26 protein-coding genes are annotated in these 26,711 nt (G+C 72.1%); 17 read left to right on the top strand and 9 right to left on the bottom strand.

Translation table 11 applies throughout. The annotated features are described in order from the left end of the window. Window positions 1-216 precede the first annotated feature (216 nt). The 7 genes from EDF63_RS11495 (at window position 217) to EDF63_RS11525 (ending at window position 7,333) form a co-directional block, all read left to right on the top strand. Window positions 217-1,536: an ABC transporter substrate-binding protein gene (locus EDF63_RS11495; RefSeq protein ID WP_123313207.1), complete on the top strand. Its 1,320-nt coding sequence runs from the start codon at window positions 217-219 to the stop codon at window positions 1,534-1,536. After that, a complete protein-coding gene (locus EDF63_RS11500) occupies window positions 1,533-2,504 on the top strand; it encodes a carbohydrate ABC transporter permease (RefSeq protein WP_185021404.1) in 972 nt (323 codons plus the stop codon). Before EDF63_RS11495 ends, EDF63_RS11500 begins: the two co-directional genes overlap by 4 nt. Next, a complete protein-coding gene (locus tag EDF63_RS11505; protein WP_260233080.1) occupies window positions 2,504-3,352 on the top strand; it encodes a carbohydrate ABC transporter permease in 849 nt (282 codons plus the stop codon). The genes EDF63_RS11500 and EDF63_RS11505 overlap by 1 nt, the downstream gene beginning before the upstream one ends. Before the next feature lie 123 nt (window positions 3,353-3,475). Then, window positions 3,476-4,213 carry an acyl-CoA dehydrogenase gene (locus EDF63_RS11510; RefSeq protein WP_260233081.1) on the top strand — a complete coding sequence of 246 codons (738 nt, stop codon included), beginning with the start codon at window positions 3,476-3,478 and terminating at the stop codon, window positions 4,211-4,213. An 8-nt stretch (window positions 4,214-4,221) separates the two neighbouring features. Next, window positions 4,222-4,773: a signal peptidase I gene (locus EDF63_RS11515; protein ID WP_185021405.1), complete on the top strand. Its 552-nt coding sequence runs from the start codon at window positions 4,222-4,224 to the stop codon at window positions 4,771-4,773. Then, window positions 4,770-5,489 (top strand): hypothetical protein, encoded by a 720-nt coding sequence (locus EDF63_RS11520; RefSeq protein WP_123313210.1) that lies wholly within the window; start codon window positions 4,770-4,772, stop codon window positions 5,487-5,489. Before EDF63_RS11515 ends, EDF63_RS11520 begins: the two co-directional genes overlap by 4 nt. Then, window positions 5,486-7,333 (top strand): choice-of-anchor G family protein, encoded by a 1,848-nt coding sequence (locus EDF63_RS11525; protein ID WP_123313211.1) that lies wholly within the window; start codon window positions 5,486-5,488, stop codon window positions 7,331-7,333. The genes EDF63_RS11520 and EDF63_RS11525 overlap by 4 nt, the downstream gene beginning before the upstream one ends. 67 nt (window positions 7,334-7,400) lie before the next feature. Here the strand turns inward: EDF63_RS11525 and EDF63_RS11530 are convergent, their stop codons facing one another. Next, window positions 7,401-7,847: a MarR family winged helix-turn-helix transcriptional regulator gene (locus tag EDF63_RS11530; RefSeq protein WP_123313212.1), complete on the bottom strand. Its 447-nt coding sequence runs from the start codon at window positions 7,845-7,847 to the stop codon at window positions 7,401-7,403. Between the two features lie 121 nt (window positions 7,848-7,968). Between EDF63_RS11530 and EDF63_RS11535 the strand changes: the two genes are divergently transcribed. Continuing rightward, complete coding sequence (locus EDF63_RS11535) at window positions 7,969-8,952, top strand: AraC family transcriptional regulator (RefSeq protein ID WP_123313213.1); 984 nt, start codon at window positions 7,969-7,971, stop codon at window positions 8,950-8,952. A gap of 7 nt (window positions 8,953-8,959) precedes the next feature. On the opposite strand, the gene EDF63_RS11540 is transcribed toward EDF63_RS11535, so the two are convergent. Continuing rightward, on the bottom strand, window positions 8,960-9,991 hold the full coding sequence (locus EDF63_RS11540) for a LacI family DNA-binding transcriptional regulator (RefSeq protein WP_123313214.1): 1,032 nt from the start codon (window positions 9,989-9,991) through the stop codon (window positions 8,960-8,962). Between the two features lie 145 nt (window positions 9,992-10,136). On the opposite strand from EDF63_RS11540, the gene EDF63_RS11545 reads away from it, so the two are divergent. The 4 genes from EDF63_RS11545 to EDF63_RS11560 are packed head-to-tail and all read left to right on the top strand — an operon-like array spanning window position 10,137 to window position 15,851. Next, entirely contained in the window at window positions 10,137-11,435 is a 1,299-nt protein-coding gene (locus tag EDF63_RS11545; RefSeq protein WP_123313215.1) for an ABC transporter substrate-binding protein, read from the top strand. Between the two features lie 2 nt (window positions 11,436-11,437). Then, a complete protein-coding gene (locus EDF63_RS11550; RefSeq protein WP_123313216.1) occupies window positions 11,438-12,460 on the top strand; it encodes a carbohydrate ABC transporter permease in 1,023 nt (340 codons plus the stop codon). Then, window positions 12,460-13,341 carry a carbohydrate ABC transporter permease gene (locus EDF63_RS11555; RefSeq protein WP_123313217.1) on the top strand — a complete coding sequence of 294 codons (882 nt, stop codon included), beginning with the start codon at window positions 12,460-12,462 and terminating at the stop codon, window positions 13,339-13,341. The genes EDF63_RS11550 and EDF63_RS11555 overlap by 1 nt, the downstream gene beginning before the upstream one ends. Next, window positions 13,338-15,851 carry a glycoside hydrolase family 3 N-terminal domain-containing protein gene (locus EDF63_RS11560; protein ID WP_395871890.1) on the top strand — a complete coding sequence of 838 codons (2,514 nt, stop codon included), beginning with the start codon at window positions 13,338-13,340 and terminating at the stop codon, window positions 15,849-15,851. Before EDF63_RS11555 ends, EDF63_RS11560 begins: the two co-directional genes overlap by 4 nt. Window positions 15,852-15,924: 73 nt before the next feature. Here EDF63_RS11560 and EDF63_RS11565 read toward each other — a convergent pair whose 3' ends face one another. Next, on the bottom strand, window positions 15,925-17,139 hold the full coding sequence (locus EDF63_RS11565) for an FAD-dependent monooxygenase (RefSeq protein WP_123313218.1): 1,215 nt from the start codon (window positions 17,137-17,139) through the stop codon (window positions 15,925-15,927). Between the two features lie 38 nt (window positions 17,140-17,177). Here EDF63_RS11565 and EDF63_RS11570 point away from each other — a divergent pair, with 38 nt between their 5' ends. Continuing rightward, on the top strand, window positions 17,178-17,669 hold the full coding sequence (locus EDF63_RS11570; RefSeq protein ID WP_123313219.1) for a MarR family winged helix-turn-helix transcriptional regulator: 492 nt from the start codon (window positions 17,178-17,180) through the stop codon (window positions 17,667-17,669). A gap of 27 nt (window positions 17,670-17,696) precedes the next feature. Here the strand turns inward: EDF63_RS11570 and EDF63_RS11575 are convergent, their stop codons facing one another. Next, on the bottom strand, window positions 17,697-18,083 hold the full coding sequence (locus tag EDF63_RS11575) for a VOC family protein (protein ID WP_123313220.1): 387 nt from the start codon (window positions 18,081-18,083) through the stop codon (window positions 17,697-17,699). 52 nt (window positions 18,084-18,135) lie between these two features. Here EDF63_RS11575 and EDF63_RS11580 point away from each other — a divergent pair, with 52 nt between their 5' ends. The 3 genes from EDF63_RS11580 to EDF63_RS11590 all read left to right on the top strand — a co-directional run bounded on the left by EDF63_RS11580 (window position 18,136) and on the right by EDF63_RS11590 (window position 20,776). After that, window positions 18,136-19,176: a LacI family DNA-binding transcriptional regulator gene (locus EDF63_RS11580; protein WP_221180560.1), complete on the top strand. Its 1,041-nt coding sequence runs from the start codon at window positions 18,136-18,138 to the stop codon at window positions 19,174-19,176. A gap of 90 nt (window positions 19,177-19,266) precedes the next feature. After that, complete coding sequence (locus tag EDF63_RS11585) at window positions 19,267-20,298, top strand: Gfo/Idh/MocA family protein (protein WP_123313221.1); 1,032 nt, start codon at window positions 19,267-19,269, stop codon at window positions 20,296-20,298. Window positions 20,299-20,311: 13 nt separating this feature from the next. Beyond that, window positions 20,312-20,776 (top strand): heme-degrading domain-containing protein, encoded by a 465-nt coding sequence (locus tag EDF63_RS11590; RefSeq protein ID WP_123313222.1) that lies wholly within the window; start codon window positions 20,312-20,314, stop codon window positions 20,774-20,776. A gap of 211 nt (window positions 20,777-20,987) precedes the next feature. Here the strand turns inward: EDF63_RS11590 and EDF63_RS11595 are convergent, their stop codons facing one another. Next, complete coding sequence (locus tag EDF63_RS11595) at window positions 20,988-21,911, bottom strand: PD40 domain-containing protein (protein WP_123313223.1); 924 nt, start codon at window positions 21,909-21,911, stop codon at window positions 20,988-20,990. A 141-nt stretch (window positions 21,912-22,052) separates the two neighbouring features. Between EDF63_RS11595 and EDF63_RS11600 the strand changes: the two genes are divergently transcribed. Beyond that, window positions 22,053-22,856 carry an SGNH/GDSL hydrolase family protein gene (locus EDF63_RS11600; RefSeq protein WP_123313224.1) on the top strand — a complete coding sequence of 268 codons (804 nt, stop codon included), beginning with the start codon at window positions 22,053-22,055 and terminating at the stop codon, window positions 22,854-22,856. A gap of 13 nt (window positions 22,857-22,869) precedes the next feature. On the opposite strand, the gene EDF63_RS11605 is transcribed toward EDF63_RS11600, so the two are convergent. From EDF63_RS11605 to EDF63_RS11620, 4 genes are all read right to left on the bottom strand, one after another. Further along, the gene (locus EDF63_RS11605) at window positions 22,870-23,361 is read right to left on the bottom strand and encodes a VanZ family protein (RefSeq protein ID WP_123313225.1); all 492 of its coding nucleotides are present in this window, start codon (window positions 23,359-23,361) and stop codon (window positions 22,870-22,872) included. Between the two features lie 127 nt (window positions 23,362-23,488). Further along, the gene (locus EDF63_RS11610) at window positions 23,489-25,156 is read right to left on the bottom strand and encodes a putative Ig domain-containing protein (protein WP_123313226.1); all 1,668 of its coding nucleotides are present in this window, start codon (window positions 25,154-25,156) and stop codon (window positions 23,489-23,491) included. Between the two features lie 93 nt (window positions 25,157-25,249). Further along, window positions 25,250-25,855 carry a TetR/AcrR family transcriptional regulator gene (locus tag EDF63_RS11615; RefSeq protein WP_123313609.1) on the bottom strand — a complete coding sequence of 202 codons (606 nt, stop codon included), beginning with the start codon at window positions 25,853-25,855 and terminating at the stop codon, window positions 25,250-25,252. Next, entirely contained in the window at window positions 25,848-26,711 is an 864-nt protein-coding gene (locus EDF63_RS11620) for an alpha/beta fold hydrolase (RefSeq protein ID WP_260233082.1), read from the bottom strand. Before EDF63_RS11620 ends, EDF63_RS11615 begins: the two co-directional genes overlap by 8 nt.

Here is a 26,711-nt window from a genome sequence, read left to right on the forward strand (position 1 = left end):
CATCGCCACCCGCGAAAGCGACAGATCCCTGCGGACGTTCCGCGGCAGGGTGTCGCTTTCGCGGCAGCGGCAGCGTCAGCGACAGCGACAGCGTCAGCGACAGCGACAGCGGCAGCGGCAGCGGCCCCGCCCCGCGCGCCCCCACCCACCGGGCGCTCAGGGTCCGTTGGTTGTGTGGTTGCACAGGTTCGCAGCACCACACGTCGAGGAGGACGGATGGCCATCGACCGCAGGATGTTCCTGCTCGGGGGAGCGGGGGTGCTGCTCCTCGCGGGTTGCTCCACGCGCCCCGAGCGCACGCTGGTCCAGGACTGGCCGACCGACCCGCCCGAGGGTGCGGCGACGATCAGCTGGTGGGCCGGCCAGGTCGCCTCGAAGGACGGCGGTGACCTGCGCCGGCGGCTCATCGCCGAGTTCCAGAAGGAGCACCCGAACATCCGCGTCCGGATCGTCAGTGCCCCGAGCGACACCGACACCAACCGGACGAGCCTGACGACCCAGATCGCGGCGGGCAGCAGCACGCCGGACGTCTACCTCGGCGACGTCGCGTGGCCCGGGCAGTTCGCGAAGAACAAGCTCGCCACCCCGGTGAACGAGCTCGTGGGGGCGGACTTCTTCGACCAGTTCCCCGAGGGGCTGCGGCAGGCGGCGAGCGTCGACGGGACGTACTACATGTTCCCGCTCTACATCGACGAGTCGTTCTTCCTGTACCGCAAGGACCTGCTCGCCAAGCACTCCCTGCAGGTCCCGGGGTCGTGGGAGGAGGTCCGCGAGACCGCCGCGAAGCTCGTCGACACCGGCGACGTCAGCTACGGGTTCGCGTTCCAGGGCGACGTCTACGAGGGGCTGACCTGCAACGTCACCGAGTTCGTCGCGGACGCCGGGGGCTCGCTGCTCAACGACGACCTGACCAAACCCGAGACCACGAGCTCCGAGACCAAGCGCGCGTTCGAGTTCATGCGCTCCCTCGTGACGTCGGGTGCGTCACCCCGGGCCACGCTGACGTACCAGGAGCAGGACACGAACGACGCCTTCTCGGGCGGCCGCGCGGCGTTCCTGCGCAACTGGTCGTACGCGTGGGGGATCGCGAACGGGCCGGACAGCCAGGTCGCGGGCAAGGTCGGGCTCGCCGCCCGTCCCACCTTCGACGGGCAGGACGAGCACCACTCGACGATCGGCGGGTGGGGGAACTACATCAACCCGCACACCCAGGAGCCCGCGGCGGCACTGACCTTCGCGCGCTGGATGTCGAGCGAGACGGCGCAGCAGTTCCTGACGCGTGAGGGCGGCGTCCTGCCGGCCCGCAGCGCATCGCTCGTCAGCGAGGACGCGAAGCGCCAGGACCGTCCCACCTACGACACCGCCGCCGGCATCACGCTCGTGCCCCGTCCGACGTCGACGGCGTACTACCCGAAGGTCTCGCAGGGCGTGTACCAGAACGGCAACAGCATCCTCGGCGGCCAGGCGTCCGTCGACGGCGGTACGAGCACGATGGCCTCCGCCATCGCGCTCGCCCTGCAGGGTGAGGCGCTGTGAGCGCCGGCACGGCCACGCGGTCGGACGAGCGGCCGGGAGGCACGGCTCGCCTCGACCCGCCGCCCCGCCTGAGCGGACGGTCGCGGCTCGACCGCATCCGCGCGCGCGGTGCGTGGGGATTCGCTGCCCCGGCGCTCCTGGTCGTCGCGGCGGTGACGATCTTCCCGGTGGTCTACTCGATCGTCCTGAGCTTCGCGGACGTGGAGGTCGGCTACGAGGGGTTCACGATCCAGTCGTTCGGACTGGGCAACTACGCGGCCCTGCTGCAGAGCGCCGACTGGTACCGGGCCCTCGGGTTCACGGTGCTCTACACGGTCGTGACCGTCTCGGTGGAGCTCGTGCTCGGCATGCTCGTCGCCCTGGTGCTCGAGCGGCTCGGGGCCACCCGCGGGTGGATGCTCGCGCTGATGCTGATCCCGTGGTCGCTCGTCACCATCGTGAACGCGCAGCTGTGGAAGTACGTCTACGACAGCACCTACGGCGTCGCGACATGGTTCTTCGGCTTGTTCGGGGACGCCCCGGTGATCCTCGGCGAACCCGTCCCGGCGATCACGGGCCTGATGGTCGCGGACATCTGGAAGACGACGCCCTTCGTGGCGATCATCCTGCTCGCCGGGCTCGTGCAGATCTCGGAGGACCACTACGAGGCCGCCGAGCTCGACGGCGCCAGCACCTGGCAGACGTTCTGGCGGGTGGTGCTGCCGCAGCTCACCCCGACGCTGACGATCGCGGTGCTGTTCCGCATCCTGCAGGCCTTCGGGGTGTTCGACCTGCCGTTCGTGCTGACGAACGGCGGGCCGGGCACCGCCACCCAGTCGCTCGCGATCATGGGCTACAAGGTCCTGTTCCAGGACATCAACATCGGCCCGGGCGCGGCGATCGCGACGTCCACCGCGATCATCGTCGCGGCCGGGTGTCTGCTGTTCCTCCGGGCGTTCCGGAACCAGGCGAAGGGAGGGGATGCCTGATGCCCCGTCAACGTGTGCGCAAGGGCTGGCGGAAGTGGGTCAACACCGTCAACGTCAGCGGTGTCGTCATCGCGGTGCTCACGGCGCTGCCGCTGTACTGGCTCGTGTCGACGTCGCTCAAGCCGGCGTCGGAGATCGGGCAGTCGCCGCCCACCGCGTTCCCGCGGTCGATCACGTTCGACAACTTCGTCGTGGCCTTCCGCGACAACGCGCTCGGGCAGTACATGGTCAACAGCGTCATCGTCTCGGTGTCGACCACGGTGATCGTGCTCGCGCTGGCGTTCCTGGCGGGCTACGCGCTGGCCGGCCGGTTCATCCGGGGGCGCACGGCGATCATGACGTCGCTGCTCATGCTCTCGGTGTTCCCGGCGATCGCCGTGCTGACGCCGCTGTACCTGCTCGAGCGCAACCTCGGACTGCTCAACTCGTACCCGGGGCTGATCGTGCCGTACGTCGCGTTCAACCTGCCGTTCGCCATCTGGATCATGCGGAACTACCTGGTCGGGATCCCCTCGACGATCGAGGAGGCGTCCGAGATCGACGGAGCGGGAGCCTGGCGAACCGTGCTCAGCGTGATCCTGCCGATGGCGAAGCCGGGCCTGTTCACGGTCGGTGTCTTCACGTTCACGGCGTCGTGGAGCGAGTTCCTGATGGCGCTGACGTTCAACAGCGAGAACTCGTTCCGGACGATCCCGGTCGGCATCGCGTTGTTCGGCACGCAGTTCACGGTGCCCTTCGCGCAGATCTTCGCGGCGAGCGTCGCGGCCACGGTGCCGATCGTGATCCTGGTGCTGGTGTTCCGCCGCTCGATCGTGTCGGGGCTCACCTCCGGCGCCGTCAAGGGGTGACGCGGCCATTGATTCCTGAGGGATAGTCCGTCAGGATCGGAGCAGACGTCGAGGGCGACGGCCGGGACCAACCACCCCGACCGTGGCCGCCACCGATCGGCGTCACGGATCAGGAGACACGTCATGGCTGACAGCACCGCGCCCCCACGCGCCCGGAACCACGGCCGTCGCGCCGCGGACGACACCGCTCGCCGCTCCCGGCGTCGCAACCGGGTCCTCGCGCTCGCGGCCGGTGGCGTCCTCGTCATCGGCGGAGCCGGGTACACGCTCGCGTCGTGGACGGACACCGAGTGGGTGTTCGGCGGCGACGGGTCGGGCGGACCCGGCGTCGGCACGTCCGGGTTCGAGGTCGAGCAGAACGTGACGGCACCGTTCACCGCGGCGGGGTTCACCTCGGACGAGACGAACCCGGGGCAGGCCCTCCGGTTCACGGTCGATGCGCTGGCCCTCTCACCGGGCACGGCGACCTACGCACCCGTCGCCCTGCGCACCACCGCCGACTCGATCGCCGGGGACCTCGTGCTCCGGGCAGCGGTCCCCGCGGCGGGCGTCGCGGTCACCGACGCCGACGACGTCCTGTGGAACGCCCTGCAGGTCCGGGTCGCCGCGATCACGGACACCACCGCCGTGTGCGACGCCACCGCGTTCGACGTGCCCTGGACGAGCGTCGCGTCCGGGCCGCTCGGCACGGCTGCCGCGACGGTCGCGCGGCCCCTCGCCGCAGCCGGCGGGTCGACGCAGGTGTACTGCTTCGAGGTCTCGCTGCCGGAGTCACCGACGCTGCCCGCGGGCACCACGGTCGACGCGCTCCAGGGGCGGACGGTCGCGCCCGCGTGGCAGTTCGCCGCCGAGTCCGACTGAGCGCGGCCGTGCGCGGATCCACCGCGCCGACGTCCTCCGACGAGGGCACGGCGCCGCCCCGTCGTCCCGCCGACCGCGTCCGCACCGTCGTCCTGACGGTCGCCGGCGCGGTCGGGCTCACGTGCGTGCTCGCCTGGGCGGCCGTCGCGATCACCGGGCTGTCGTTCGTCGTCGTCACCACCGGGTCGATGGCCCCGACGATCCCCGCCGGCGGGCTCGCCATCACGCACCGCGTGCCCGCGGCCGCGGTCGCCGACGGGGACGTCGTCACGGTGCCGCGCGCGGGGTCGAGCCTGCCGGTCACGCACCGGGTCGTGGCGGTGGACCGGGTCCCGGGCGACTCGGCCGCACGCTCGTTGACCCTGCGGGGCGACGACAACGCGTCCGACGACCGTGACCCGTACGTCGTCCGGCACGTCGGCCTCGTGCTGGCGCACGCTCCCGGCCTGGGATCGGCGCTCGTCGTGGTCACGAGCGCCCCGGCACGCGGGCTGGCGGTCGCGGTCGTCGGCGTGCTCGTCGTGTGGGCGTTCTGGCCGGCCCGTCGGGAGGACTCGTGAACCGCGCCCGCGCCCTCGTCGCGGCCGTCGCCGCCGTGCTCGTCGGTGCGGCGGGCATCGGCACGACCGCGGTGGCGGTCGCGTCGACGGACTGGAGGCCCGTGGCCGAGACCGGCACGCCGGGCCGGTTGGTGCTGCACACCGGTCCGGAGCCCCTCGTGCTGCCCGGGGCGGGGGACCGCGGGGACGTCACGTGGCAGGTGCGGACCCGCGTCGACGAACCCGGTCCGGTCACCCTCGACCTGCGGCTCCTGGGACGAGGCGGCCTGCCGGGCGGTACGGACGGGGTCCTCGTGTCGGTGGAGACGTGCGACCAGCCGTGGCGCGACCCGTCCGGTGACCCCGCGTGCGGCGGACAGGAGGCAGCGCTCGTCGACGCCGTCCCCGCCTCCGACTGGGCGGCGACCGCACCGTCCGTCCGTGTGCCCGACCCGGACGGCGACGGCGAGGCGTACCTGCTCGTCCGGCTGACGCTCGGCGACGCCGCCACCACGGCACCCTGGACCGCCGAGCTGGGCGTCGGTGTGACCGCCCGCGGCGACGACCCGGCCGTGTCGGGGCGCCCCGCTCGCGGCGACGGCGACGAAGCCGGTGGTGTCGGTCCGGTCGTCCTCGCGATGACGGGCGGCGGGTTCGCGGGACCGGTGCTCGTCGCGGTCGCGGCCGTCCTCGCCGGCGTCGCGCTCCGACTCCGACGTCCCCGGAGCCGGTCGTGACCCGGCGCCCCCTGCACCTGCGTCGCGGCCGGCTCGCGGTCGTCACGGGCATCGTCGTCGCGGCCGCACTCGTCACGCCCACAGCCGTCCCGAGCACCGCGTCGTGGACGGACCGTGCGTGGGCGAACGGGGCCGTCGGGACCTCGTCGTTCGACTGCGGAACCGACGCGGACTACACGTCGACGGCCTCGAGCCGGTTCCTGGGCGGGAGCATCGCCGGCGTCGACCTCGACGACGTCGCGACGGTGCGCGGGGTCGACGTCGCGAAGACCGGGGCGGCGCCGGCGTCCGTCGAGCCCGCCACCGCGCCCGAGCTCGGCACCGGCGGCCGCCCCTTCACACAGGCGTTCGGCAACCCGCTCGACGTCGGCCTGCTCGGGGACGTGGCGGGCATCGACCTCACCGGCCTCGGCCTCGGGCTGCCAGCGGGTTCGGCCGGCGCGGTGAACCAGGTCGCGACGGCGTCGGGAACGGGTGTGGCCGTGGCGGCGTCGGGCCTGGTCGCGGACTCCGGCGGCGTGCTCGTCACGCCGTCGACCCCGTCCGGCGACCTCCCCGATCCGGCGTCCATCACGCTCAGCCGCGCGCTGCCGGGCATCGCGGACGTCACCGACGTCGGGCTCGACGTCGGCGCGGTCGGTGCGAGCGCACAGCTCGCCGGGTGCGACGCCATCAGCGACGAGGTGTGGGGCGGGGTCGTCCAGCGCACGCTCGCGACGAACCTGCGGACCGCGGTCGAGCGGGCCGCCGCCGACAGCGGTCCCGCCGGACTCGAGCGGGACTACGGGATCGCGAGCCTGGACCTCCGTGTGGACAGCCCGCTCGTCGGCGCGCTGGTCACGGCGGTGGACGACACCGTGGTGCAGCTCGACGCCGCCGTCGACGCGCTCGGTGGGAAGGACGGGGTCCTCGCCCGGACGATCAACCAGAGCGTGCTCGGCGTCCTCGGCGGGCTGACCGGCAGCCTCGGGCTCGGCACCATCGGCGGCACGGTCGAGATCACCGGGCCGGACCTGGCGGACGCGGTCGCGCCGCTGCTCGCCGAACCCGTGCAGGACGCCGGCGGCACGCTGTCGCTCGACCTGTCGAAGGGGTCCGTGCGGGTGGACCTCGCGCACCTGCTCGGTGACGACGCGCACGGTCTCAACGACCTGCCGCCCAACCACGAGGTGGTGCTCGACGCGGTCACCCTCGGCGCGCTGGCGGACCGGCTCGGGCAGGTGGTGGATGCCTGGGCGGCGAAGATCACGACCGCGCTGACGACCGCACTCGGGTCCCTGCACGTCCGGATCGCCCTCGCGGCCGACCTCAGCGCACCGCTCGCGCTCGGCATCCGTGTGAAGATCGCGACGCTGTCGATCGGCGTCGACACCGGCATCGCGGCGCTCATGTCGGGGCAGACGAAGCTCTCGGTCGGGGTCGCGCTGCTCGGACTCGACCTGGGCGGACTGCTCGGCGTGGTCACCGGCCTCGCCACCTCGCTCGTGAACCCGTTGACCCAGGCGGTGGTGGGGACGCTCACGACCCGGTTGTTCGCGCTCGTGGGGACGCTCGGCACGACGCTCACGACGACGATCGGCGGTCCGGTCGTCCGGGCACTCGGGACGGTCCTCGCACGCCTGCCCGGGGTGCTCGCCCTCCGTGTCAACGTGCAGCAGGACCTCGACGCGGCCGCGCCCCCGGCCGGCCGCGCGACGACCGGGCGGTACACGCAGACCGCGCTCCGCCTGTCGATCGCGGATGCCGTGGTGCCGGGCGGGCTGGCCCGTATCGACCTGGCCAGTGCCGTCGTGGGGCCGAACTCGGTGTCGCTCCTCGGGCCCGTCCGCGCCCGAGATAGGTAGCATCGTTACCTAACTGCGCATGGTGGACAATCGCCCGGACCGGATGCTGACCGCCCGTACCCTGCCCTCAGGGGCTCGGGGCGCCGAGGTCGACGGCCGCGATGATGCGGTCGACGATCCGGACGAACCGGACCCTGTCCCGTTCCGAGAAGGAGGCCAACAGCTCGTGCAGGTGCTTGTTCGTGCCGTCCATGGCGACCGAGTAGTCGCGCCTGGCGGTCTCGGTCAGCTCGATGTGGCGACTCCGTCCGTCGGCCGGGTTCGGCACGCGACTGAGGTGCCCGCTCTGCTCGAGTCGGTCCACCATGCCGGTCACCGCCGGCCCGGTCAGGCCGAGGTGCTTCGCGAGGTCCTTGACGCGGACGGTCCGGTCGGCCTCTTCGGCGCGGGACACGAACTGCAGCACGGTCAGGTCGCTGCCCGAGACGCCGAGCTGGTCGCGCAGTCGCGTGCGCAGTGCGGACACCGCTGCTTCGAGGCGGGTCAGTGCCGCGACGAGGTCGAGATCGCTCACGGGAGCGCCCCCTTCGCACGGATCGGGTCCGCAGCACCATACGCCGCACTCACCGGATCAGCGTATCCACATAACGAGTCCCGCTGCCAGGTCCGGGTGGCGACTCCGGCGACGGTGCGCCGTGGCTGACCTGTTCGAGGCGCCGCACACCAGCGGGCGTGCGAGCGAGTCGGTCCGCTTCGAGGTGTCCGGAACGGAGCCGGAGTCCGCGGCGCGCGACCTGGCCACGGTGCACGGCGCCGCGCAGTGGTCCGCCCAACGAACCGGCGACGAGTTCCTCTACCGCTACACCGCGGTCGGCGACACCGAGGTCAGCATCCGCCGGTCCCGGATGCGCGGGGTCCTGCGCGGTGCGATGCCGATCAGCACCGACTACATCGTCGCCTGGATGACCAGCGGCAGCGCTCACCTCGACGTCGGCGGGCAGCGGGTCGACCTGCGCCGGAACGTGCCGACGCTGCTGCCCTGCGACACCGCGTTCGTCTTCGCCGCCGAGGACCACGACCAGCGCCTGGTGCACCTCGACCGGGAGCTCGTGCACCGGTTCGCCGGCGAACGGCTCGGGCTGGGAGACCGACCGTTGCGGTTCGACCACACGCGCGAACCGGACAGTGCCGCGTTCGGTCGGTGGCAGGGTGCCCTCGTGTCGCTGTCCCGCGCGCTCCGGGTGGCCGGGCCGGACTCGGACACCTGGTCCGAAGCGAAGGCGCTCGCGATCGCCGCGTTCCTCGAGACCTTCCCGCCGCAGCTCGACGACCTGCCGACGGAGCTGGCCCTGCCCCGGAACGCCCGACTGCGCGCCGCCGTCGAGTACGTGCACGCGCACGCGTCCGAGACGGTGACCATCGCCGACCTCGCCGCGGTGGCCGGCCTGAGCGTGCGGTCCGTGCAGGAGTCGTTCCGTCGGGTGTTCGACGTGTCGCCGCTGACGTACCTGCGGGACGTCCGCCTCGACCGCGTGCGCAGCGAGCTCCTCGAGCTCGACCCGCAGGCCGGGGTCATCGGCGACGTGGCCCGACGCTGGGGGTTCGCCCACCTCGGCCGGTTCTCGGCGTCCTACGCGGCACGCTTCGGCGAGTACCCGAAGCAGACCCTGCGCCGCTGACCCGGGGTCAGCCCCGCGGTGCCGGACCGGTACTGGAGCGCACCCGCAGCGTGGTCGACAGGCGGACGTGGTCCGACGCGGCCTCGCCACGGAGCATCGTGAGCAGCATGTCGACCGCGCGGGACCCGAGCTCGGCCAACGGTTGCGACACGGTCGTGAGCGGTGGGGTCGTGATCGAGGCCTGGGGGACGTCGTCGAACCCGACCACGGACAGGTCCTCGGGGACCCGCAGGTCGAGCTCCGCCGCGGCCCGCAGCACGCCGAACGCCGACGAGTCGTTCGCGGCGAACACCGCGGTCGGGCGGTCGTCCATCGCGAGCAGGTCGCGTGCGACGGCGGCTGACTGCTCCTCCTGGTAGTCGCCGTCGCGGACGAGTCGCTCGTCGATCGTCAGCCCGGCGGCGGTCAGGGCGGAGCGGTACCCGGCCTCGCGCAGCTGGGCGGAGGCCAGGTCGGCGCGACCCCGCAGGTGCGCGATCCGGGTGTGCCCGAGCGCGAGCAGGTGCTCGACGGCCTGCACCGCCCCACCCTCGTTGTCGGCGTCGACCGTCGCATGGCCCTCGGGGCCGGTGTGCGGGTCGATCGCGACGACCGGGATCGACGAGCTCGACAGTGCCGTGGTCGGGGTGACGACGATGGCTCCGTCGATGAGGGTGCCGGACAGGCGGGACAAGGACCGGCGTTCCCACCCGGGGCGGTCGGCGCCCGTCATCAGGCCGGCGTAGGCGAGCAGCTCGTAGCCGGTGCCGGTCGTCGCACTCGAGATGCCGCGCAGGAGCTCGGTCGAGAACGGCTCGAACTCGGGCACCAGGATCCCGACGACCCCGGTGCGGGAGCTCCGGAGACTCCGGGCGACCAGGGACGTCTCGTAGCCGAGGTCCGCGACGACCTGCTGCACGCGGATCATGGTGGCCGCGGCGACCCCGTCACGTTGGTTGATGACCTTCGACACGGTGGGGATCGAGACCCCCGCGACCCGTGCGACGTCGCCGATCGTCACCCGGCCGGCACCGGGACGCGCGCCGAGAGCCGAGTCCATGTGCTCACCGTACCGCTGAAGTGGGTCTCGAAACGGCTTAGAAAACGTTATCGATATCGATTGACAGCGGCAGGAGCACCTGGCACGCTCTCCGCAGCGGCAGTGGATGTCGCTGCATGTCAACGACGACACGAGGAGTTCCACGATGACGAGGAAGATCCGTGCCGCGGCAGCCATCGCGCTGATCGGGGCGACAGCACTGGTGGCCACCGGCTGCTCGGCAGGCGGCAACGCGGCCGACGACGGCACCGGCAAGGTCACGATGACCTTCTGGCACAACTCCACCACCGGACCGGGCAAGGCCTACTGGGCCTCGACGGTCAAGGCGTTCGAGGACAAGTACCCGAACGTCACCATCAAGACGCAGGCGATCCAGAACGAGGACCTGGACGGCAAGCTGCAGACCGCGCTCAACTCGGGCGACGGGCCGGACGTCTTCCTGCAGCGCGGTGGCGGCAAGATGGACGCGATGATCGCCGCCGGGCAGCTCATGGACATCTCCGACTCCATCAGCGCCGACGCGAAGAAGTCGATCAGCGCCGGGACCTTCGCCGGCTACGAGAAAAACGGCGCCACCTACGCCATGCCGGGCGCCGTGCTCCCCGAGGGCATCTGGTACTCGAAGGACCTGTTCAAGGAAGCCGGCATCGAGGGCACGCCCACGACCATGGACGAACTGAACGACGCGATCACGAAGCTCAAGGCCAAGGACATCGACCCGGTCGCCGTCGGCGCGAAGGACGCCTGGCCCGCCGCGCACTGGTACTACAACTTCGCGCTGCGCGAGTGCAGCCAGAAGACGCTCGAGGGCGCGGCGAAGTCGCTGAAGTTCGACAACGCCTGCTGGACGAAGGCCGGCGAGCAGCTCGAGGACTTCACCGCGACCAAGCCGTTCAACGACGGCTTCCTGACGACCGCCGCGCAGCAGGGCGCCGGCAGCTCCGCCGGTCTGCTGGCCAACCACAAGGCCGCCATGGAGCTCATGGGCGCATGGGACCCGGGCGTGATCAGCTCGCTCACCCCGGACGGCAAGCCGCTGGCCGACCTCGGCTGGTTCCCGTTCCCGACCATCGACGGTGGCAAGGGCGACCCGAAGTCGATGATGGGTGGCGTCGACGGCAACTCCTGCTCGGCGAAGGCCCCGAAGAAGGCCTGCACGGACTTCCTGAACTTCATCGTGCAGAAGGACAACCAGGAGGCCTACTACACGGCGTTCCAGGCCATCCCGGTCAACCAGGAGGCCCAGTCGGTCGTCGACGCGGACTACCTCAAGTCGGCCCTCGCCGCCTACCAGGAAGCCCCGTTCGTGTCGCAGTACCTGGACACCCTGTACGGCCAGAACGTCGGCAACGCGCTGAACACCAGCGTCGTCGACCTGCTCGCCGGCAAGGGGAGCGCGAAGGACATCGTGGAGACCACCAACCAGGCTGCGGCCAAGGGCTGACCATGACCCTCGACACCTCGCTCGGCACGACCCCGACCACCGGGTCGGACACGGCCGCGGGGACGTCCCCGGCGGGGAGCGGTACGCCGCTCCCCGCCGGACGGCGGTCCACGCGCCGCATCGCGGACTGGCGGAAGCGCGTCGAGATCGCGGTGCTCGCCGGCCCCGCGGTCATCGTCTTCGTCACCTTCGTGATCCTGCCCGTGGTGCTGGCCGCCTACTACGGGTTCTTCAAGTGGCAGGGCTACGGCCCGCCCACCGACTTCGTGGGGCTGCAGAACTACCTGATCATCTTCCAGGACAAGGCGTTCCACGCGGTCCTGATGCACAACGGCTTCATCGTCGTGCTGTCGCTGGTGCTGCAAGGGCCGATCGCCATCGTGCTCGCGCTGCTGCTCAACCAGAAGATGCACGGTCGCGGGCTCGTCCGCGTGCTCGTGTTCGTGCCGTACGTCATCTCCGAGGTGATCGTCGGCACCGGCTGGAGCCTGATGCTGCAGTCGAACGGTGCGGTGAACGACCTGCTGCAGGGCATGGGGCTCGGCGGGCTGCGGGCGGACTGGCTGTCCAACCCGGACATCGCCATCTGGACGCTGCTCGTGATCATCTCGTGGAAGTACATCGGCTTCGCGGTGATCCTGTTCCTGGCCGGCCTGCAGAGCATCCCCGAGGAACTCTTCGAGGCGGCGGCCATCGACGGCGCCGGCTACTGGCAGATCCAGCGGCGGATCACCCTGCCGCTGCTCGGCCCGACCATCCGGATCTGGGCGTTCCTGTCGATCATCGGCTCACTGCAGCTGTTCGACCTCGTCTACATCATCTGGGGGCAGTACATCTCGTCGACCGCCGGCACCTCGACGATGGCGACGTACATGGTCGCCAACGGCCGCACGTCGGGCAACTTCGGCTTCGGCAGCGCCGTGGCCGTGGTCATGTTCGTGATCTCGCTCGCCGTCGCCCTGATCTACCAGCGCTTCGTGCTCCGCCGCGACACCGCGGGTGCACTCACCGAGAGGAAGAACTGATGGCCACCACGAGCATCGTCGCCCCCGGGCGGCGGGCCACGCGGGAGCGACGGTCCAGTGCCGCCATCGGCCGTGCGAACCCGCTCACCTACCTGGTGGCGATCCTGTTCGTCGCCGCGAACCTCGCCCCGGTGCTGTACATCGTGCTGGGCGGCTTCCGGACGAACTCGCAGATCACCACGAGCCCGGCCGGGCTGCCGGCACCGTTCGAGCTGGGCAACTACGGCTCGGTGCTGTCGAGCGGCATCTTCTGGCAGCAGCTCGCCAACTCGACGATCAGCGCCGTGACGACCACCGCGGGCGTCGTCGTGCTCGGCCTCATGGTGAGCTTCGTGCTCGCCCGCTACCGGTTCGCCGGACGCGGTGCGCTGTACGCGCTGTTCGCCGCCGGCCTGATGTTCCCGATCACCGTCGCGATCACGCCGCTGTACCTGCTCGTGAAGGACCTCGGTCTGACGAACAGCCTGGCCGGCGTGATCCTGCCGCAGATCGCCTTCGCCCTGCCGACGACGGTCATCATCCTGGTGCCGTTCCTGCGGGCGATCCCGGACGAGCTCGAAGAGGCGGCGTCGATCGACGGCGCCAGCCGCCTCGGGTTCTTCTTCCGCATGGTCGTGCCGCTGTCGCTGCCGGGCGTCGTCACGGTCGGCATCCTGGCGTTCATCGCGAGCTGGAACAGCTACATCCTGCCGCTGTTCATCCTGAACAACGAGGGGAGCTACACGCTGCCGCTCGGCGTGCAGGCGTTCTCGTCGCAGTACTCGGTCGACACGGCCAAGGTGCTGGCGTTCACGTCGATGTCGATGATCCCGGCACTGGTGTTCTTCACCATCTTCCAACGCCGCATCGTCGGCGGGCTGACCGGGGCGGTGAAGGGGTGACGACGACGGACGCGACCCGGCCCACCGGAAGCCAGCCGCGCCTCCAGGACGACCACGGGGCGACCGACGCTGCCGGACCCGACCGCGTGACCATCCTGCTGGCCGCCATGACCCTCGACGAGAAGGCGGCGCAGCTCGTCGGCTACTGGCTCGACCAGGACGGCGTCGTCGCACCCATGCAGGGTGAGATGGCGGCGGCCGCCGACGTCCGCACGCTGGCGGACATCACCCACGACGGCATCGGCCAGTTCACCCGCGTCTACGGCACCCGACCGGTCGAACCCGACGACCGCGCGGCGTGGCTGTGGGCGGAACAGCGGCGACTCACGCGCGAGACCCGACTCGGGATCCCCGCGCTCGTGCACGAGGAGTGCCTGACCGGACTCGCCGCCTGGAAGGCCGCGACGTTCCCCACCCCGCTGGCCTGGGGTGCGGCCTTCGACCCGGACCTGGTCGAGCGGGTCGGCGCCGCCATCGGCGCGTCGATGCGGCAGCTCGGCGTCCACCAGGGACTCGCGCCGGTCCTCGACGTGGTCCGCGACCCCCGCTGGGGTCGGGTCGACGAGTGCATCGGCGAGGACCCGTACCTGGTCGGCACCGTCGGCACCGCCTACGTGCGGGGCCTGCAGTCGGCCGGCGTCGACGCGACGCTCAAGCACTTCCTCGGGTACTCGGGGTCACAGGCGGGGCGGAACCACGCGCCCGTGCACGCCGGACCCCGCGAGGTCGCCGACGTGTACCTGCCGCCGTTCGTGATGGCGCTGCGCGACGGTGGCGCCCGGAGCGTCATGAACTCCTACGCCGAGATCGACGGCGTCCCCGTCGCGGCGAACGGCGAGCTGCTGACCGGCCTGCTGCGTGACGAGCTCGGGTTCGACGGCACCGTCGTCGCGGACTACTTCTCGGTCGCGTTCCTCGAGGTCATGCACGGCATCGCCGCCGATCGTGGCGAGGCTGCGGCGCTGGCACTCGAGGCCGGCATCGACGTCGAGCTGCCGACGGGTGACGCGTACCTGGCGCCGCTCGTCGAGCGGGTCCGGTCCGGACTGCTCGACGAGGCGCTGGTCGACCGCGCCGTCCTGCGGGTGCTGCGGCAGAAGGAGCGCCTGGGCCTGCTCGACCCGCAGGCGTTCGAGGACGAACCGCCGACCGGGATCGACCTGGACACCCCGCTGCACCGGTCGCTGGCGAAGCAGCTGGCGGCGCGGTCGCTGGTGCTGTTGTCGAACGACGCGCGCGGCACCGCCGCGCCGGTCCTGCCGCTGCGCGCCGGTGCGTCCGTCGCCGTCATCGGCCCGAACGCCGACCGCGCCGAGGCACTGCAGGGCTGCTACTCCTTCGCGAACCACGTGCTCGCCTCGCACCCCGACCTGCCGCTCGGCTTCGCCATCCCGACCGTGCGCGAGGCGATGGTCGACGCTCTCGGCGAAGACGCCGTGCGCTTCGCCGCGGGTTGCGCCGTCACCGGGTCCGACCGTGCCGGGTTCGAGGACGCCGTCGCCGTGGCCGCCGCGTCCGACGTCGCGGTCGTCGTCGTCGGCGACCAGGCCGGACTGTTCGGCCGCGGCACGGTCGGCGAGGGGAACGACACCGAGTCGCTCGACCTGCCCGGCGTGCAGCGCGAGCTCGTCGAGGCGGTCGTCGCCACCGGCACCCCCACCGTGATGGTGCTGCTGACCGGGCGGCCGTACGCGATCGGGTGGGCGCTCGACGGCGACGGCGTCGCCGGGTCCGGGGCCGATGCCGGCGACGGCCTCGCCGGGGCCGACCACGGTGCCGACGGCTCGCTCCGTCCCGCCGCCGTCGTGCAGGCCTTCTTCCCCGGCGAGGAGGGCGGCACCGCCATCGCCGACCTGCTCACCGGCGCCGCCTCGCCGTCCGGCCGCCTGCCCGTCTCGCTCCCGCGGGCCGCCGGTGCGCAGCCGTACACGTACCTGCACCCGCGGCTCGGCGGCCCGTCCGACGTCACCGCCGCCGACTCGACCCCGGTCCGTCCGTTCGGCTTCGGCCTCGGCTACACGTCGTTCGCGTACGACGACCTGGTCGTCGACGCATCCGTCCGTTCCGACGCCGTGTTCGAGGCGTCCGTGACCGTCCACAACACCGGTTCCCGCGACGGCGAGGACGTCGTCCAGCTCTACGGCCACGACGTGCACGGCAGCGTCACCCGACCCGAAGTCCAGCTGCTCGGCTACGCGCGCGTCGCGCTCGCCGCGGGGGAGTCCACGCGGGTCCGCTTCCGCGTCCCCGTCCAGCGGTTCGCGTTCACCGACCGTCGCATGCGCCGGGTCGTCGAACCCGGTGCCGTGCAGGTCTGGGTCGCGTCCCACGCGGCGGCGTCACGACCGGGAGGCCCGGTGCCGGCAGGCGGGATCGTCTCGTCCGGCGACGGGCCGGTCCGACACCCCGTCCCCGGCTCCGCGACGGAGCGCGCCACGGTCGACGTGACGGGGCCGGTGCACGAGGTGACGATGGACGACCCGCGGGTCGTCGAGTGGGAGGTCGGATGATCTGACGCCGTGCTGGCGGGCCGGCGGACCGTGCAGACGGATCAGGTCGCACGGCCCGCCCGCCCCGGCAGCGCTACCGCGAACCGTGCTGCAGGGTCTCGGGCAGTGGCGGCAGGGGGCGATCGCTGTCGGCGACCCGGGTCAGCCGTGCTGCCAGTGGTCGGAAGAGCGCCGACAGCAGCACCTTGTCCGCCACACCCCGGGCGGCGAGCCCGAGCCGGGTCTGCGGGTACGCGAAGTGCACGATGCCCTTCGGGATGCCCTGGATCTTGTCGACCAGGGGGCGCATCCACGTGTCGAAGGCGTCGAGCGCGCGGTCGAGGTCCTCGTCCGCCGTGACCGATGCCGCCAGCACGTACCCGCTCGTCAGGGCGAGCGAAGCGCCACCGCCACCCATCGGCGTCACGCACCAGGCCGCATCGCCGATCACGCACACGCGGCCGCGGTGCCAGCGCGGCATCCGGATCTGGGTCAGCTCGTCCAGGTAGACGTCGTCCGAGCCGTCGAACCCGTCGAGCACGCGCTCGGTCTGCCAGCCGGCGTCGGTGTAGCGGGTCCGCAGTGTCGCCAGGGCCTCCGACCGCGAGCGGCCGACCAGGTCGTCGCCGCCGGCGTAGGCCAGGATCGCCCGCGTCGTGCCGTACGGGTCCGGGCGCAGGTGGACCTGACGCCCGCCGACGGCGTTGTACCAGCGCCAGCGGTCGTCGTCGGACGGCGTGCGCGGGATCGTCCCGAAGACCATGGTCACCCCGAGGTCCCGCTCGTCGACCTCGCCCTCCGCGGCGAAGAGCCGGTCGCGGGTCCGGGAGCGGACGCCCTCGGCGATGACCACGAGGTCGGCGTCGAGCACCCGTCCGGCGCCGGTGGTCACGGTCGCCCGGCGTCCGCCGGCCTGGTCGTCGACGTCCTGGATCGTCTCGCCGTAGACGATGCTGACGCCGTCGGGCAGGTCGTCGAGGATCACCTGGGCGAAGTCGCCGCGCAGGACCTCGAGTTCGGCGGTGGCACCGTCCGGGCCGTCGGAGGGCAGCTCGGACCGGACGTTGCCGTCACGATCGACGATCACCGTCCCGGTCTCGGTCGTGTTGCGTGCGCGGACGGCGTCGACCAGGCCCATGCGCTCGAGCACCTCGCGAGCGACCCCGCGGACGTCGACGTTCTGCCCGCCGTCGCGGAAGGACGGCGCACGTTCGATCACCGTCACCTGCCACCCGACGTGGCGCAACCACCAGGCGGCGGACAGGCCTGCGATGCTGGCTCCGGAGATCACTGCGTGCTGTGAGGTCACGCTTTACAGTAAAGCAACTGCACAGTAAAGGAACCTGGATGCCCGACATCGACCCCCTCACCACGGTGTGGTCCGACGACGAGGTGGCCGTCATGCACGCGCTGCGCGACTGGGCCGTCACCTTCGACGAACTCCAGCGCCACCTGTCGTCGTGGATCGGTCTGCCCGGTTCCGACGCGAACGCCCTCGGGCAGATCGTGTGGGCGGACCAGGCCGGCGAGCCACTCTCCCCGGCGCAGTTGGCCCGGCGGATCGGCATGACGTCGGGCGCCACGTCGGTACTGCTCGACCGCCTCGAAGGGGCCGGGCACGTCACCCGGCACCGCGAGAGCGCCGACCGACGGCGGGTCACCCTGCGGCCGACCGAGTCCGCGCGCGCCGAGAGCGGGCGGTTCCTCGCGTTCTCCGGTGCCGAGATCGCCGCCACGGTGCGGGACACCGATCCTGAGGAGACGCGGGTCGTCCTGGCGTTCCTGCGACGCATGACCGACGCCGCCGCGTCGGCGAACGGTCGCCTGCAGACACGCTGAGGGAACCGACGGGCGGCGTCGCCGCGGTCAGTGCTCCTTGACGAGCGCCTCGACGTTGTTGCCGTCGGGGTCGCTCACGAACGCCGTGTAGGCGCGGTACTCGGGCCAGTACCGAGGCTCGTGGCGCGAGAGTCCGCCGGACGCGACGGCCGCCCGGTGGAACGCATCGACCTCGGTGCGGCTCGCCGCCTCGAACGCCAGGTGCAGACCACGGGTCACCGCCGCCGTCGTGGGTGCGGTCTCGAGCGAGACGCTCGGGGTGTCCTGGCCGGTGGTCCAGTACTCCGCGACGGACTCGGTGCGGTAGCCCGCCTCGACCCCCAGTGGCGCGAGTGCCGCCGTGTAGAACGCCTCGCTCGCGGCGAAGTCGCTGGCGAAGACCCCGAGGTGGTGGATGAGGCGACGGCTCGGCACGGCTCGAACCTAGCCGCCCGGTCGAGCCGTTCGCCCGTGCCAGACTGGCCGGGTGACCACGGGGACCGACGACCTGCCGGAGCGGCGCCCCACCGGCGGCCGCTTGCCGACCATGCGTGACGTCGCCGAGCACGTCGGGATGTCCCGGCAGCTCGTCTCGCTCGTGCTCCGCGGTGCGCCCGGTCCGAGCGCGGAGTCCCGCGACCGGATCCTCGCGGCGGCGGCCGAGCTCGGCTACCGCCCGCACACCTCGGCCCGGCTGCTCCGCGAAGGCCGCACGCGGCTCCTCGGTGCGGTCTTCAGCATGCGCAACCCGTTCCAGGTCCGGTTCGTCGAACGGCTCTTCGCCCGTGCCGCCGAGCAGGGCTTCGGTGTCGCCCTCGGGCCCGCCGGCGCAGAACGCTCCACGGACCAGGTGGTGGCCGACCTGCTCGGCGAACGCGTCGAGGCCCTCGTCGTGTTCAACCCCGACCCCGACGCGACCGCGCTCGAGGAGGCGAGCCGCCTCGTGCCGGTCGTGCTCCTCGGCGAGTGGACGGACGCCCCGTACGCCGACAACGTGCACGTGGACGAGGCCGGTGGACTCCGCGCCGCGGTCGAGCATCTGGTCGGTCTCGGTCACCGCCGCATCGCCTACGTCGGTGGCGAGGACGGGCTGGTCGGCCTCGATCGTGCGACGGCCTACCGCGACGCGATGCAGGGCGCCGGACTCGCAGCCGAGACCGACGTCGTCCCCAGCGGCTTCAGCGAAGAGGATGGCGCCGCGGCTGCTCGCATGCTCGTCGCCCGCGACGACCTGCCCACCGCCGTGGTCTGTTGCGGTGACCAGTGCGCCACCGGCCTGCTCGCCGTCTTCGCGCAGCACGGGGTCGACGTGCCGGGGCGGGTGTCGGTGGTCGGCTTCGACGACAGTTACCTCGCGTCGCTCAGCTACCACCGCCTGACGTCGGTGCACCAGGACGTCGAGGCGACGGTCGATGCGGCGCTCGCTGCGGTCCTCGACCGCACCTCGGGAAACGGTGGGGAGCGACGTCGGGTCGCGACACCGACCGGCCTCGTGGTGCGCGAGTCGACGGGGTCCGTCGCGCGCTGACGCGGAACGACATCGTGGTCGTCGCACGACGTCGACCATGTCGTTCCTCATCGATCACAGGTCGATTTGGCTCGTGCTAACCTCGCCACCATGATCCCGAGCGCCCTGCCTGAGCCCGACGTCTTCACCGCCGACTCCGGCGAGCCCGCCCTGCGTTGGGGCATCGTCGGTCCCGGCTGGATCGCCGGTGAGTTCGCCGACGCCCTCGGTGCCCACACCGCCCAACGCGTCGTCGCGGTGGCCTCACGTTCGCTCGACCGGGCCGAACGGTTCGCCGCGGAGCGGGGGATCGAGACGGCGCTCGGCAGCGTCGACGCACTGCTGGCGCGATCCGAGGTCGACGTCGTGTACATCGCGACGCCGCAGAGCGACCACGCGCCGACCGCCCTCGCCGCGATCGCCGCCGGCAAGCACGTCCTGGTCGAGAAGCCCTTCACGGTGACCGCTGCCGAAGCGCGTGCGGTCGCCGATGCCGCCCGCGCAGCCGGCGTGTTCGCCATGGAGGCGATGTGGAGCCGCTACCTGCCGCAGGCCTCGGTGCTCCGGACCCTGCTGGCGGACGGAGCGCTCGGCGAGGTGCGCAGCGTGCTCGCCGACCACGGCCAGGCGATCGCGTTCGGCCCGGACCACCGGCTGTTCCGTCCGGAGCTCGGCGGGGGAGCGCTGCTCGACCTCGGCATCTACGCCGTGCAGTTCGCCTCGATGGTGCTGGGGTCCCCGGACCGCGTCACGGCACGGGGCTGGATGACCGAGTCCGGCGTCGACGCCTCCGGCTCGCTCGTCCTCGAACACGGCGCCGCCCAGGCCGTCCTGCACACGACCATCGCCGCGCGGACGCCCACGACCGCGTCGATCGCCGGCACCGAGGGCACGATCGACTTCGCCGGACCGTTCTACAACCCGACGACCTTCACGATCTCGGCAGCAGCGCACGGTTCGCCCGTCCTGCACTGGCAGGACCCGACACCGCTGCGGGGCTTCGCTGCCCTGGCCTGGGAGGCCACCGCCCTGGCACGCTTCGTCGGCGAGGGGCGGACGGAGTCCCCGCTGCACACCCTCGACGAGACGATCTCGATCCTCGAGACCGTCGACACCGCCCGCGCGCAGATCGCCGCGGGCTGAGCAGGAGACGACGATGTCCGACCTCATCACCACCCTCGAACAGCAGGAGCGCGACTTCGTGCTCGATGGCTTCACCCACGACGACGCCTGGGAGCTGGGCTCCCTGATCCGCGGCATCGCCCACGAGGCCGGCCACGCCGTCGGCATCGACATCCGGCGTCCTGGCCTCGGGCTGTTCCGCGCGGCGACCCCGGGCATCACCCCGGACCAGCACGTCTGGATCGACCGCAAGGCCGCGGTCGTGCTCCGGATGGAGCAGTCGAGTGCTCTCGTCGATGCCCGGTTGTCCGCCGCCGGGGTCGATCCCGCCGCGATCGGGTGGCTCGGCGCGGAGTACGCCGTGACGGGAGGGTCGTTCCCGATCCGGGTTCGCGGCGCCGGGGTGGTCGCGGCCATGACGGCCTCCGGCCTGTCCTCGATGGAGGACCACGACCTGGTCGTCGCTGGCCTGCGTGCGTTCCTCGCCTCGCGTCCCTGACGCGACCGGATGCGGACGGGAGGCACGGTGCCAGCTGGCACCGGGCCTCCCGTCCGTCATCCGGTCCCGTCCGCGATCCGCGAGGTTCCAGGACTCGCCGCTCACGTTCCCCGAGGTTCCGCGGACGGCCCCAGCGCGCCCCGAGATGCGACGATTTCGGAACCCGGGGACGCCGGTGGACGGACGTGACGGCGGAATCGTCCCCGCGTGATCAGGCGGGGTAGTCGACGAAGGCGAAGGCAGACCCGTCGGGAGCCCACCCGTTGACGTTGAGCGTGCCCTGCCCGCCGTCGAGCTCGACGATGGTCTCGGCGGCCTGCCAGGCCTCGGGTCCCCAGGTGCTGACGGATCCGTCACCGGTGACGAGGCGCAGCCGCACGCGCTTGTCGGCCGGGTGCCCCTCGGTGCCGGGCGGGAACGACAGGTAGACGGCGGCGTCGTCGGTCGGGGCGGGGTGCGGGAACCAGTTGACGTGCTCGTCGACGGTGAGCTGCTCGATCCCGGTGCCGTCCGGTCGGACCCGAGCGATCTGCGCGTGTCCCGGCGTCGCTTCGAACTGCTCGGTGTTGAACAGGATCCACGCACCGTCCGGAGTCCACTCCGGGCCGTCGGCGGCGGCGGGCTCGGTCGTCACGGCCCGGTCCGCGGTGCCGTCGACGCCCATCACCCGGATCGTGCCCGAGGACCACACATCCTCGCCGGAGGGATCGAGCCGGACGTACGCGAGTTCGGAGCCGTCGGGGCTGACACCGTGCAGGAAGTGCAGGCCGCCGTCGTCCGCGGTGACCCGCGTCGCAGGGCCCCCGGCGAGCGGGGCGCTCCAGATGTGGAAGTCGTTCGCGCTGACGTACACGGTGACGCCGTCGGGGTCGAGCACGTGGTCGTTGTTCAGGGGCGGGACGCCCTCGATCGCGACGCGCTCCGGAGCTGCGGCGCCGTCGGCCGGCATCGTCCAGAGGACACCGTCGGCGTTGAGGACGAGCCGGCCGTCGGCGGTCCAGTTCGGCGCCTCGTACAGTCGCTCGGCGGACTCGTGCACGGTGGTCACGCTGCGATCGGCTCGGCGCCAGATCCGGATCCGGCAGGTCTGGCCCGGTGCGAGCACGCGACCCGGGGCTTCGTCGTCGAAGGGCATGGGCACACTGTTCCACAGGGGGCGTCGGCTCGCGACGGCGCGACCGGGTGGCGGTCGTCGTCCGCCCCCCGCGTTGGGGATGATGACGCGTCTTCGGGACCCGTAGGCTGATCGGGTTCGTACCCGAGACGAAAGCTCACGTTGCCGCACCCCCAGCGCCCCTCCCGCCTGCCGTTCATCGCCGCCACCGCCTCGGTCGTCGTCGTCGCCGGTGTCCTGCTCGCCGCGATCCCGAACACCGCGACCGCCGTGGAGTCGCCGATCGCGGCCCCGACGGCCACGCCGACGACATCGGCTCCGGTCGAGACGCCCGCGCCCGCGGTGCCGACCGCGACGCCCGCGCCCACGGTGCCGACCGCGACGCCGAAGCCCACGGCGACGCCGAAGCCGACGCCGTCGACGATCTCGGTCACGTACGCCGGAGACTCGCTGACCGCGATGGACGGCTCGTGGATGCGGCAGCTGAACGACAAGACGCTCACGAACATCGGCGGAACCGCGATCGGTGGCGCCACCGTCCCACGGATCCTGACGAACGTCTCGGCACGGGACGCCGACGTGCTCGTCGTCATGGCCGGCACGAACGACATCCGCTACGCCCGCAGCAGCACGACGATCACGCAGAACATCGGCAAGGTGGTCCACAAGGTCGGGGCCCGGCACGTCGTCATCGCGGCGATCGCTCCGTCGAACGTCACGAAGTACGGCAAGAAGCACATCGACCGTCGCAAGCAGGGCGAGATCCTGAACCGTGACCTGCAGAACTACGCGCTCACCAACGGCTACCTGTTCGTCGATCCGTGGGCGGCGGACCGGCAGCTGAACGGCGGATGGCCGTCGAACCGCACGATCGACGGCACCCACCCGACCGTCGCGATGTCGAAGAAGGTCTCGGTCCGGATGCAGCAGGCCATCCACATCGCCGTGGAGGGCGCGAAGGGCTGAGTCGAGGGTCGGTTCAGCCGGCCCGCGCCACCCGCCGACGTGCCCACTGCACGGAGACGGCAGCGAGTACTCCGCCGACCACGGCGCCGATGGTGTTCGTGATCCAGTCACTCGTGTCGCACGCCCGACCGATCACGGAGACGACCGCCTGGACGACCTCGATGAGGGCGGAGAACGCGCTGGCGCCGACCGCCGCGAGGACCGGGCGCCGCCACCGCACCCCGGCCAGGAACGCGACCGGCACGAACAACAGCACGTTGGCCGTCGACTCGACCGCGGTCGGTGCCAGGTACGGCAGCCCGGCGGCGCAGGTGACGGCGGTCCGGGGAGCGCCGTCGGGCGACAGGGTGAGCGCGAGCGTCACGACCACGGCGAGGCCGAACAGCACGGCGGTGAGCCGCGGCAAGCGCGCCAGCCAGACGCCCACGACGGGCGCGACGACGATGACCGCGATCAGCACGCCGAACGCGAGCCACGGGACGTCGATGAGCAGGGTCGAGAGCATGGATCTCCGGGCGGGAGGCGCGGTGCCAGCTGGCACTCCTCCCTCGCGGGCTCGGTCGGCGCGGCCCGCGTGACGCTGGCGCGTCACCGTGGAGCGGGCCGCGCTCCAGCCACTCAGGGGTGTCGGATCAGAGCGCGGCGCGACGACGGCGCACTGCGCGTGCGCCGAGCAGGCCGGCGCCGACCAGGACGAGGCCGGCCGCCCACGGCAGGGCGCCGACGGCGTCCGAGCCGGTGTAGGCGAGCTGCCCCGTGGTCGGGGTCGCTCCCGCGACCGCGACGGTCGGCACCGTCGGTGCGGTGGGGCGCACGTCGACCGGGAACGAGGTGCTCTGCAGCCCCTCGCCGCCGACGGTCAGGGTGTGCGTCGAGGCGTGCGGGAAGGTGACGCCGACAGCGCTCTCGGCGTCGAACTCGGTGTAGGGCGCGATCACGTCACTGGCGACGTCCGAGGTGACGATCGGCGTCCAGACGGGGTTGCCGTCCTCGTCGGCGAAGTCGATCGGGTTCCCGAAACGGTCGACCAGGTTGCCGGAGACGACGAGTGTTCCGCCTTGTGCGACCGTCGGACGTCCACCGTCCACGACGTCGAGACCCCCGAAGGAGCCGTCCTCGTCGGTGGTGAGCTTCACGGTCAGGACGGTGCCGTCCGTGCCGATGATCCACATCGTCTTCTTCGGCGCGTCGATCGACTCCGCGTCGAGGGTGAAGACCTGGACGCCGAACGCAGCGGCCGGGTCGACGGTCAGCTCGACGTACTGCGTGACCGACTCGGTGCCGCTCGTGGCCGTGACCGCGAACTCGTACCAGGACGCCGTCGTCGCGGTACCGCTCAGCTCCCCGGTGGCGGCGTCGAAGGTGATGCCGTCGGGCAGCTGGATCTCCGGCCCGAACTCCTCGTCCGTGTCGTCCGGTTGGAAGCCGAACCCGATCGTCCAGCCGGGGCCGCTGGAGCTGCCCGCGTCGAGTGCCGCTGCCTGCGACTTCGTCATGACGACGTCGCCGTCATCGTCGCCGGAGTACCAGGCGAGCTCGTACGTCGGGGCGGGGGAGCCCTGCGCCCGGAAGGTGTACGAGAACGGCTCGCCGGCGGTGGCCTGCAGGGGGAGGGCGTCGTCCTGCTCCGTGCCTTCGGTGACCGGCTCGCCCGCGGCGTCGACGAACACCGGGTCCTGGGTGACGGCGGTCGAGGTCGCGGACACGGTCGCCGTCGATCCGTCCGACAGGGCGCCGGTGACCTGGACCGTCAGCTGCTCCCCGGCCTGCGCGGCGTCGATCGTGTACGAGCCGCTCGTCGCCAGCACGGCGGTGGAACCGACCTCGGTCCAGACGTACCGGAACGCGCCGTCCTCGTCGAAACCGGTGGGGACGGCGGTGACCACGGCACCGACCTCCGTGTCACCGGTGATGGTGACGGCGGGGGCGACGGCCTGCTGCGCGGTCGGTGCGTCCGTCGGGGTGGGCGTCGGGACGGTGGGGGTCGGAGCGGCCGGGAGCGCCTCGTCGACCGCTGGTGCGGTCGGCTCGGGAGTTGCTTCGGTCTCGGCGGCCGGTGCGGTCTCGGCCGAACTCGGTGCCGGGGCGTCGGTCGTCGGTCCGGCCGCTTCGTCCGCGGTCGGAGCCGGGGTGTCGGTCGCGGCGGGAGCGGACGTCGCGGTCGACGCCGTCGGATCGGTCGCCGGCTCGGCGTGGGCGGCCGTCGCGGTGACGAGGCCGAGGCCGGTCGTCAGCGCGACGAGGGCTGCGGTGGTGCCGACGGCGCAGGCGCGTCGGACGGTGGAGGCGCTGTGGCGCACGGGTCCCCCTGGATCGTGTCCGGTCGGGTGCCGGATCGTGTGGATCAGCCGAGAAAGCTCAGGCGTCTTCGGATCGTAGGGCCAGTGACCGCTTCAGACCGACGGAGAGTCCGAATCGTGACCATGACTGGGGGCGGTCGTCGCGCGGAACCCCCGGTCGAGGAACGCGATGATCCACCCGAAGCTCGCGTCGACGTCAGTGCGCATCTGGAACCCACCGGATGTCTCGATGGTCGCGAAGCCGTGCAGGACACTGCGCAGCAACCGGAGCGCGTGCACCTCGTCGGCGGGGTCGAGTCCGTAGCCGCGCAGCGCCGCTCCGAAGGAGGCGAGGGTGCGCTCCAGGGCAACGGCCAACGGGTCGTCCGGACCGGTGGGACGGATCCCGACCGTCGCCTCGTACCGGCCGGGGTGCCGCTGCACGTACCGGCGGACGGTCTGCGCCGCGGCCTCGACGGCGTCACGGCCGGCGAGCCCCTGCATGGCGTCGCGCAGGTCGTCGCCGAGTTCGTTCGCAGCGAGGACGGCGATCCGGCGGGTCACGTCGGTGAGCCCGTCGACGTGCTTGTACAGCGACGGCGACTTCACGCCGAGTCGTTCGGCGACGACGCTCATGCTCAGCCGCGCGAGTCCGATCTCGTCGGCGAGTTCGGCGGCCGCGGTGGTGACGGCGGCGGGGTCGAGCCCGGCCCTAGCCACGGTGGCCACCGACGGGCGCGAGGGTGCGGCCGAGGAACGGGATCACGAGCGCGAGGACCTCGGTCGGGGTCTCCGTGTGCGGGTAGTGGCCCGCGCCGACGATGACGGCCAGCTCGCCGAGTCCGTCGGGCAGGTCGGCCAGGACCCGCTCGCCCTCGGCGCGGGGGACGGCCCAGTCCGGGTCGGCACTGCCCTCGATCACCAGGACGGGGCAGCGGACGTCCGGCAGTCGGGCGCCCGCGTCGGCGGGTGAGGTCTTCGTCATCGCGCGGAGGACCGCCATCCGCTCCGGCTGGCGCAACGTCGACTCGATGCGTGCGCGCTCCTCGGTCCAGTCGACCGGCTTCGTCGGCACGGCGATGTCCAGGTAGGCGAGCCAGCCGGCGAGGCTGCCGGTCGCCATCACCTTGGCGAGCTGGAACGTGCCCGTGCGGTGTCGGCGGTTCCGCAGCAGGCCGCCGAGGTCGAGGGCCTGCTTGCGGGTGAACGGCGCCAGCTCGACGATGCCGGCGACGACGTCGGGGGCGTCGGCGGCAGCGATGGTGGCCGCTCCGCCGCTGATCGACTGCCCGACGATGACCGCGGGGCCGCCGAGGTGCCGGACGACGGCGATCAGGTCGCGAGCGATGTCGGCGCGCTGGTACGACGTCCAGTCGGCGCTGGAGTCGCCGCACGCGCGGATGTCGACGTTCGCCACCCGGTAGCCGGCGGCGACGAGCTCGGGGACGATGAACCGGTAGGCGTGCCGGCTGTCGCCCATGCCGTGTGCGAGGACGACGAGCGGGCCGTCGCCGCTGACGTCGTACGCGATGGTGCCTTCGTCGGTGCGCAGGTGTTCGAGCATGACTGCCTCCAT

Source organism: Curtobacterium sp. JUb34, from assembly GCF_003755065.1.
Taxonomy (GTDB): Bacteria; Actinomycetota; Actinomycetes; order Actinomycetales; family Microbacteriaceae; genus Curtobacterium.

Coding starts and splice junctions, on each gene's coding strand:
- EDF63_RS11495 (WP_123313207.1), top strand. CDS start 217: ATGGCCATCGACCGCAGGATGTTCCTGCTCGGGGGAGCGGGGGTGCTG.
- EDF63_RS11505 (WP_260233080.1), top strand. CDS start 2,504: ATGCCCCGTCAACGTGTGCGCAAGGGCTGGCGGAAGTGGGTCAACACC.
- EDF63_RS11510 (WP_260233081.1), top strand. CDS start 3,476: ATGGCTGACAGCACCGCGCCCCCACGCGCCCGGAACCACGGCCGTCGC.
- EDF63_RS11540 (WP_123313214.1), bottom strand. CDS start 9,991: ATGGACTCGGCTCTCGGCGCGCGTCCCGGTGCCGGCCGGGTGACGATC.
- EDF63_RS11545 (WP_123313215.1), top strand. CDS start 10,137: ATGACGAGGAAGATCCGTGCCGCGGCAGCCATCGCGCTGATCGGGGCG.
- EDF63_RS11550 (WP_123313216.1), top strand. CDS start 11,438: ATGACCCTCGACACCTCGCTCGGCACGACCCCGACCACCGGGTCGGAC.
- EDF63_RS11555 (WP_123313217.1), top strand. CDS start 12,460: ATGGCCACCACGAGCATCGTCGCCCCCGGGCGGCGGGCCACGCGGGAG.
- EDF63_RS11570 (WP_123313219.1), top strand. CDS start 17,178: ATGCCCGACATCGACCCCCTCACCACGGTGTGGTCCGACGACGAGGTG.
- EDF63_RS11585 (WP_123313221.1), top strand. CDS start 19,267: ATGATCCCGAGCGCCCTGCCTGAGCCCGACGTCTTCACCGCCGACTCC.
- EDF63_RS11590 (WP_123313222.1), top strand. CDS start 20,312: ATGTCCGACCTCATCACCACCCTCGAACAGCAGGAGCGCGACTTCGTG.
- EDF63_RS11595 (WP_123313223.1), bottom strand. CDS start 21,911: ATGCCCTTCGACGACGAAGCCCCGGGTCGCGTGCTCGCACCGGGCCAG.
- EDF63_RS11605 (WP_123313225.1), bottom strand. CDS start 23,361: ATGCTCTCGACCCTGCTCATCGACGTCCCGTGGCTCGCGTTCGGCGTG.
- EDF63_RS11620 (WP_260233082.1), bottom strand. CDS start 26,711: ATGGAGGCAGTCATGCTCGAACACCTGCGCACCGACGAAGGCACCATC.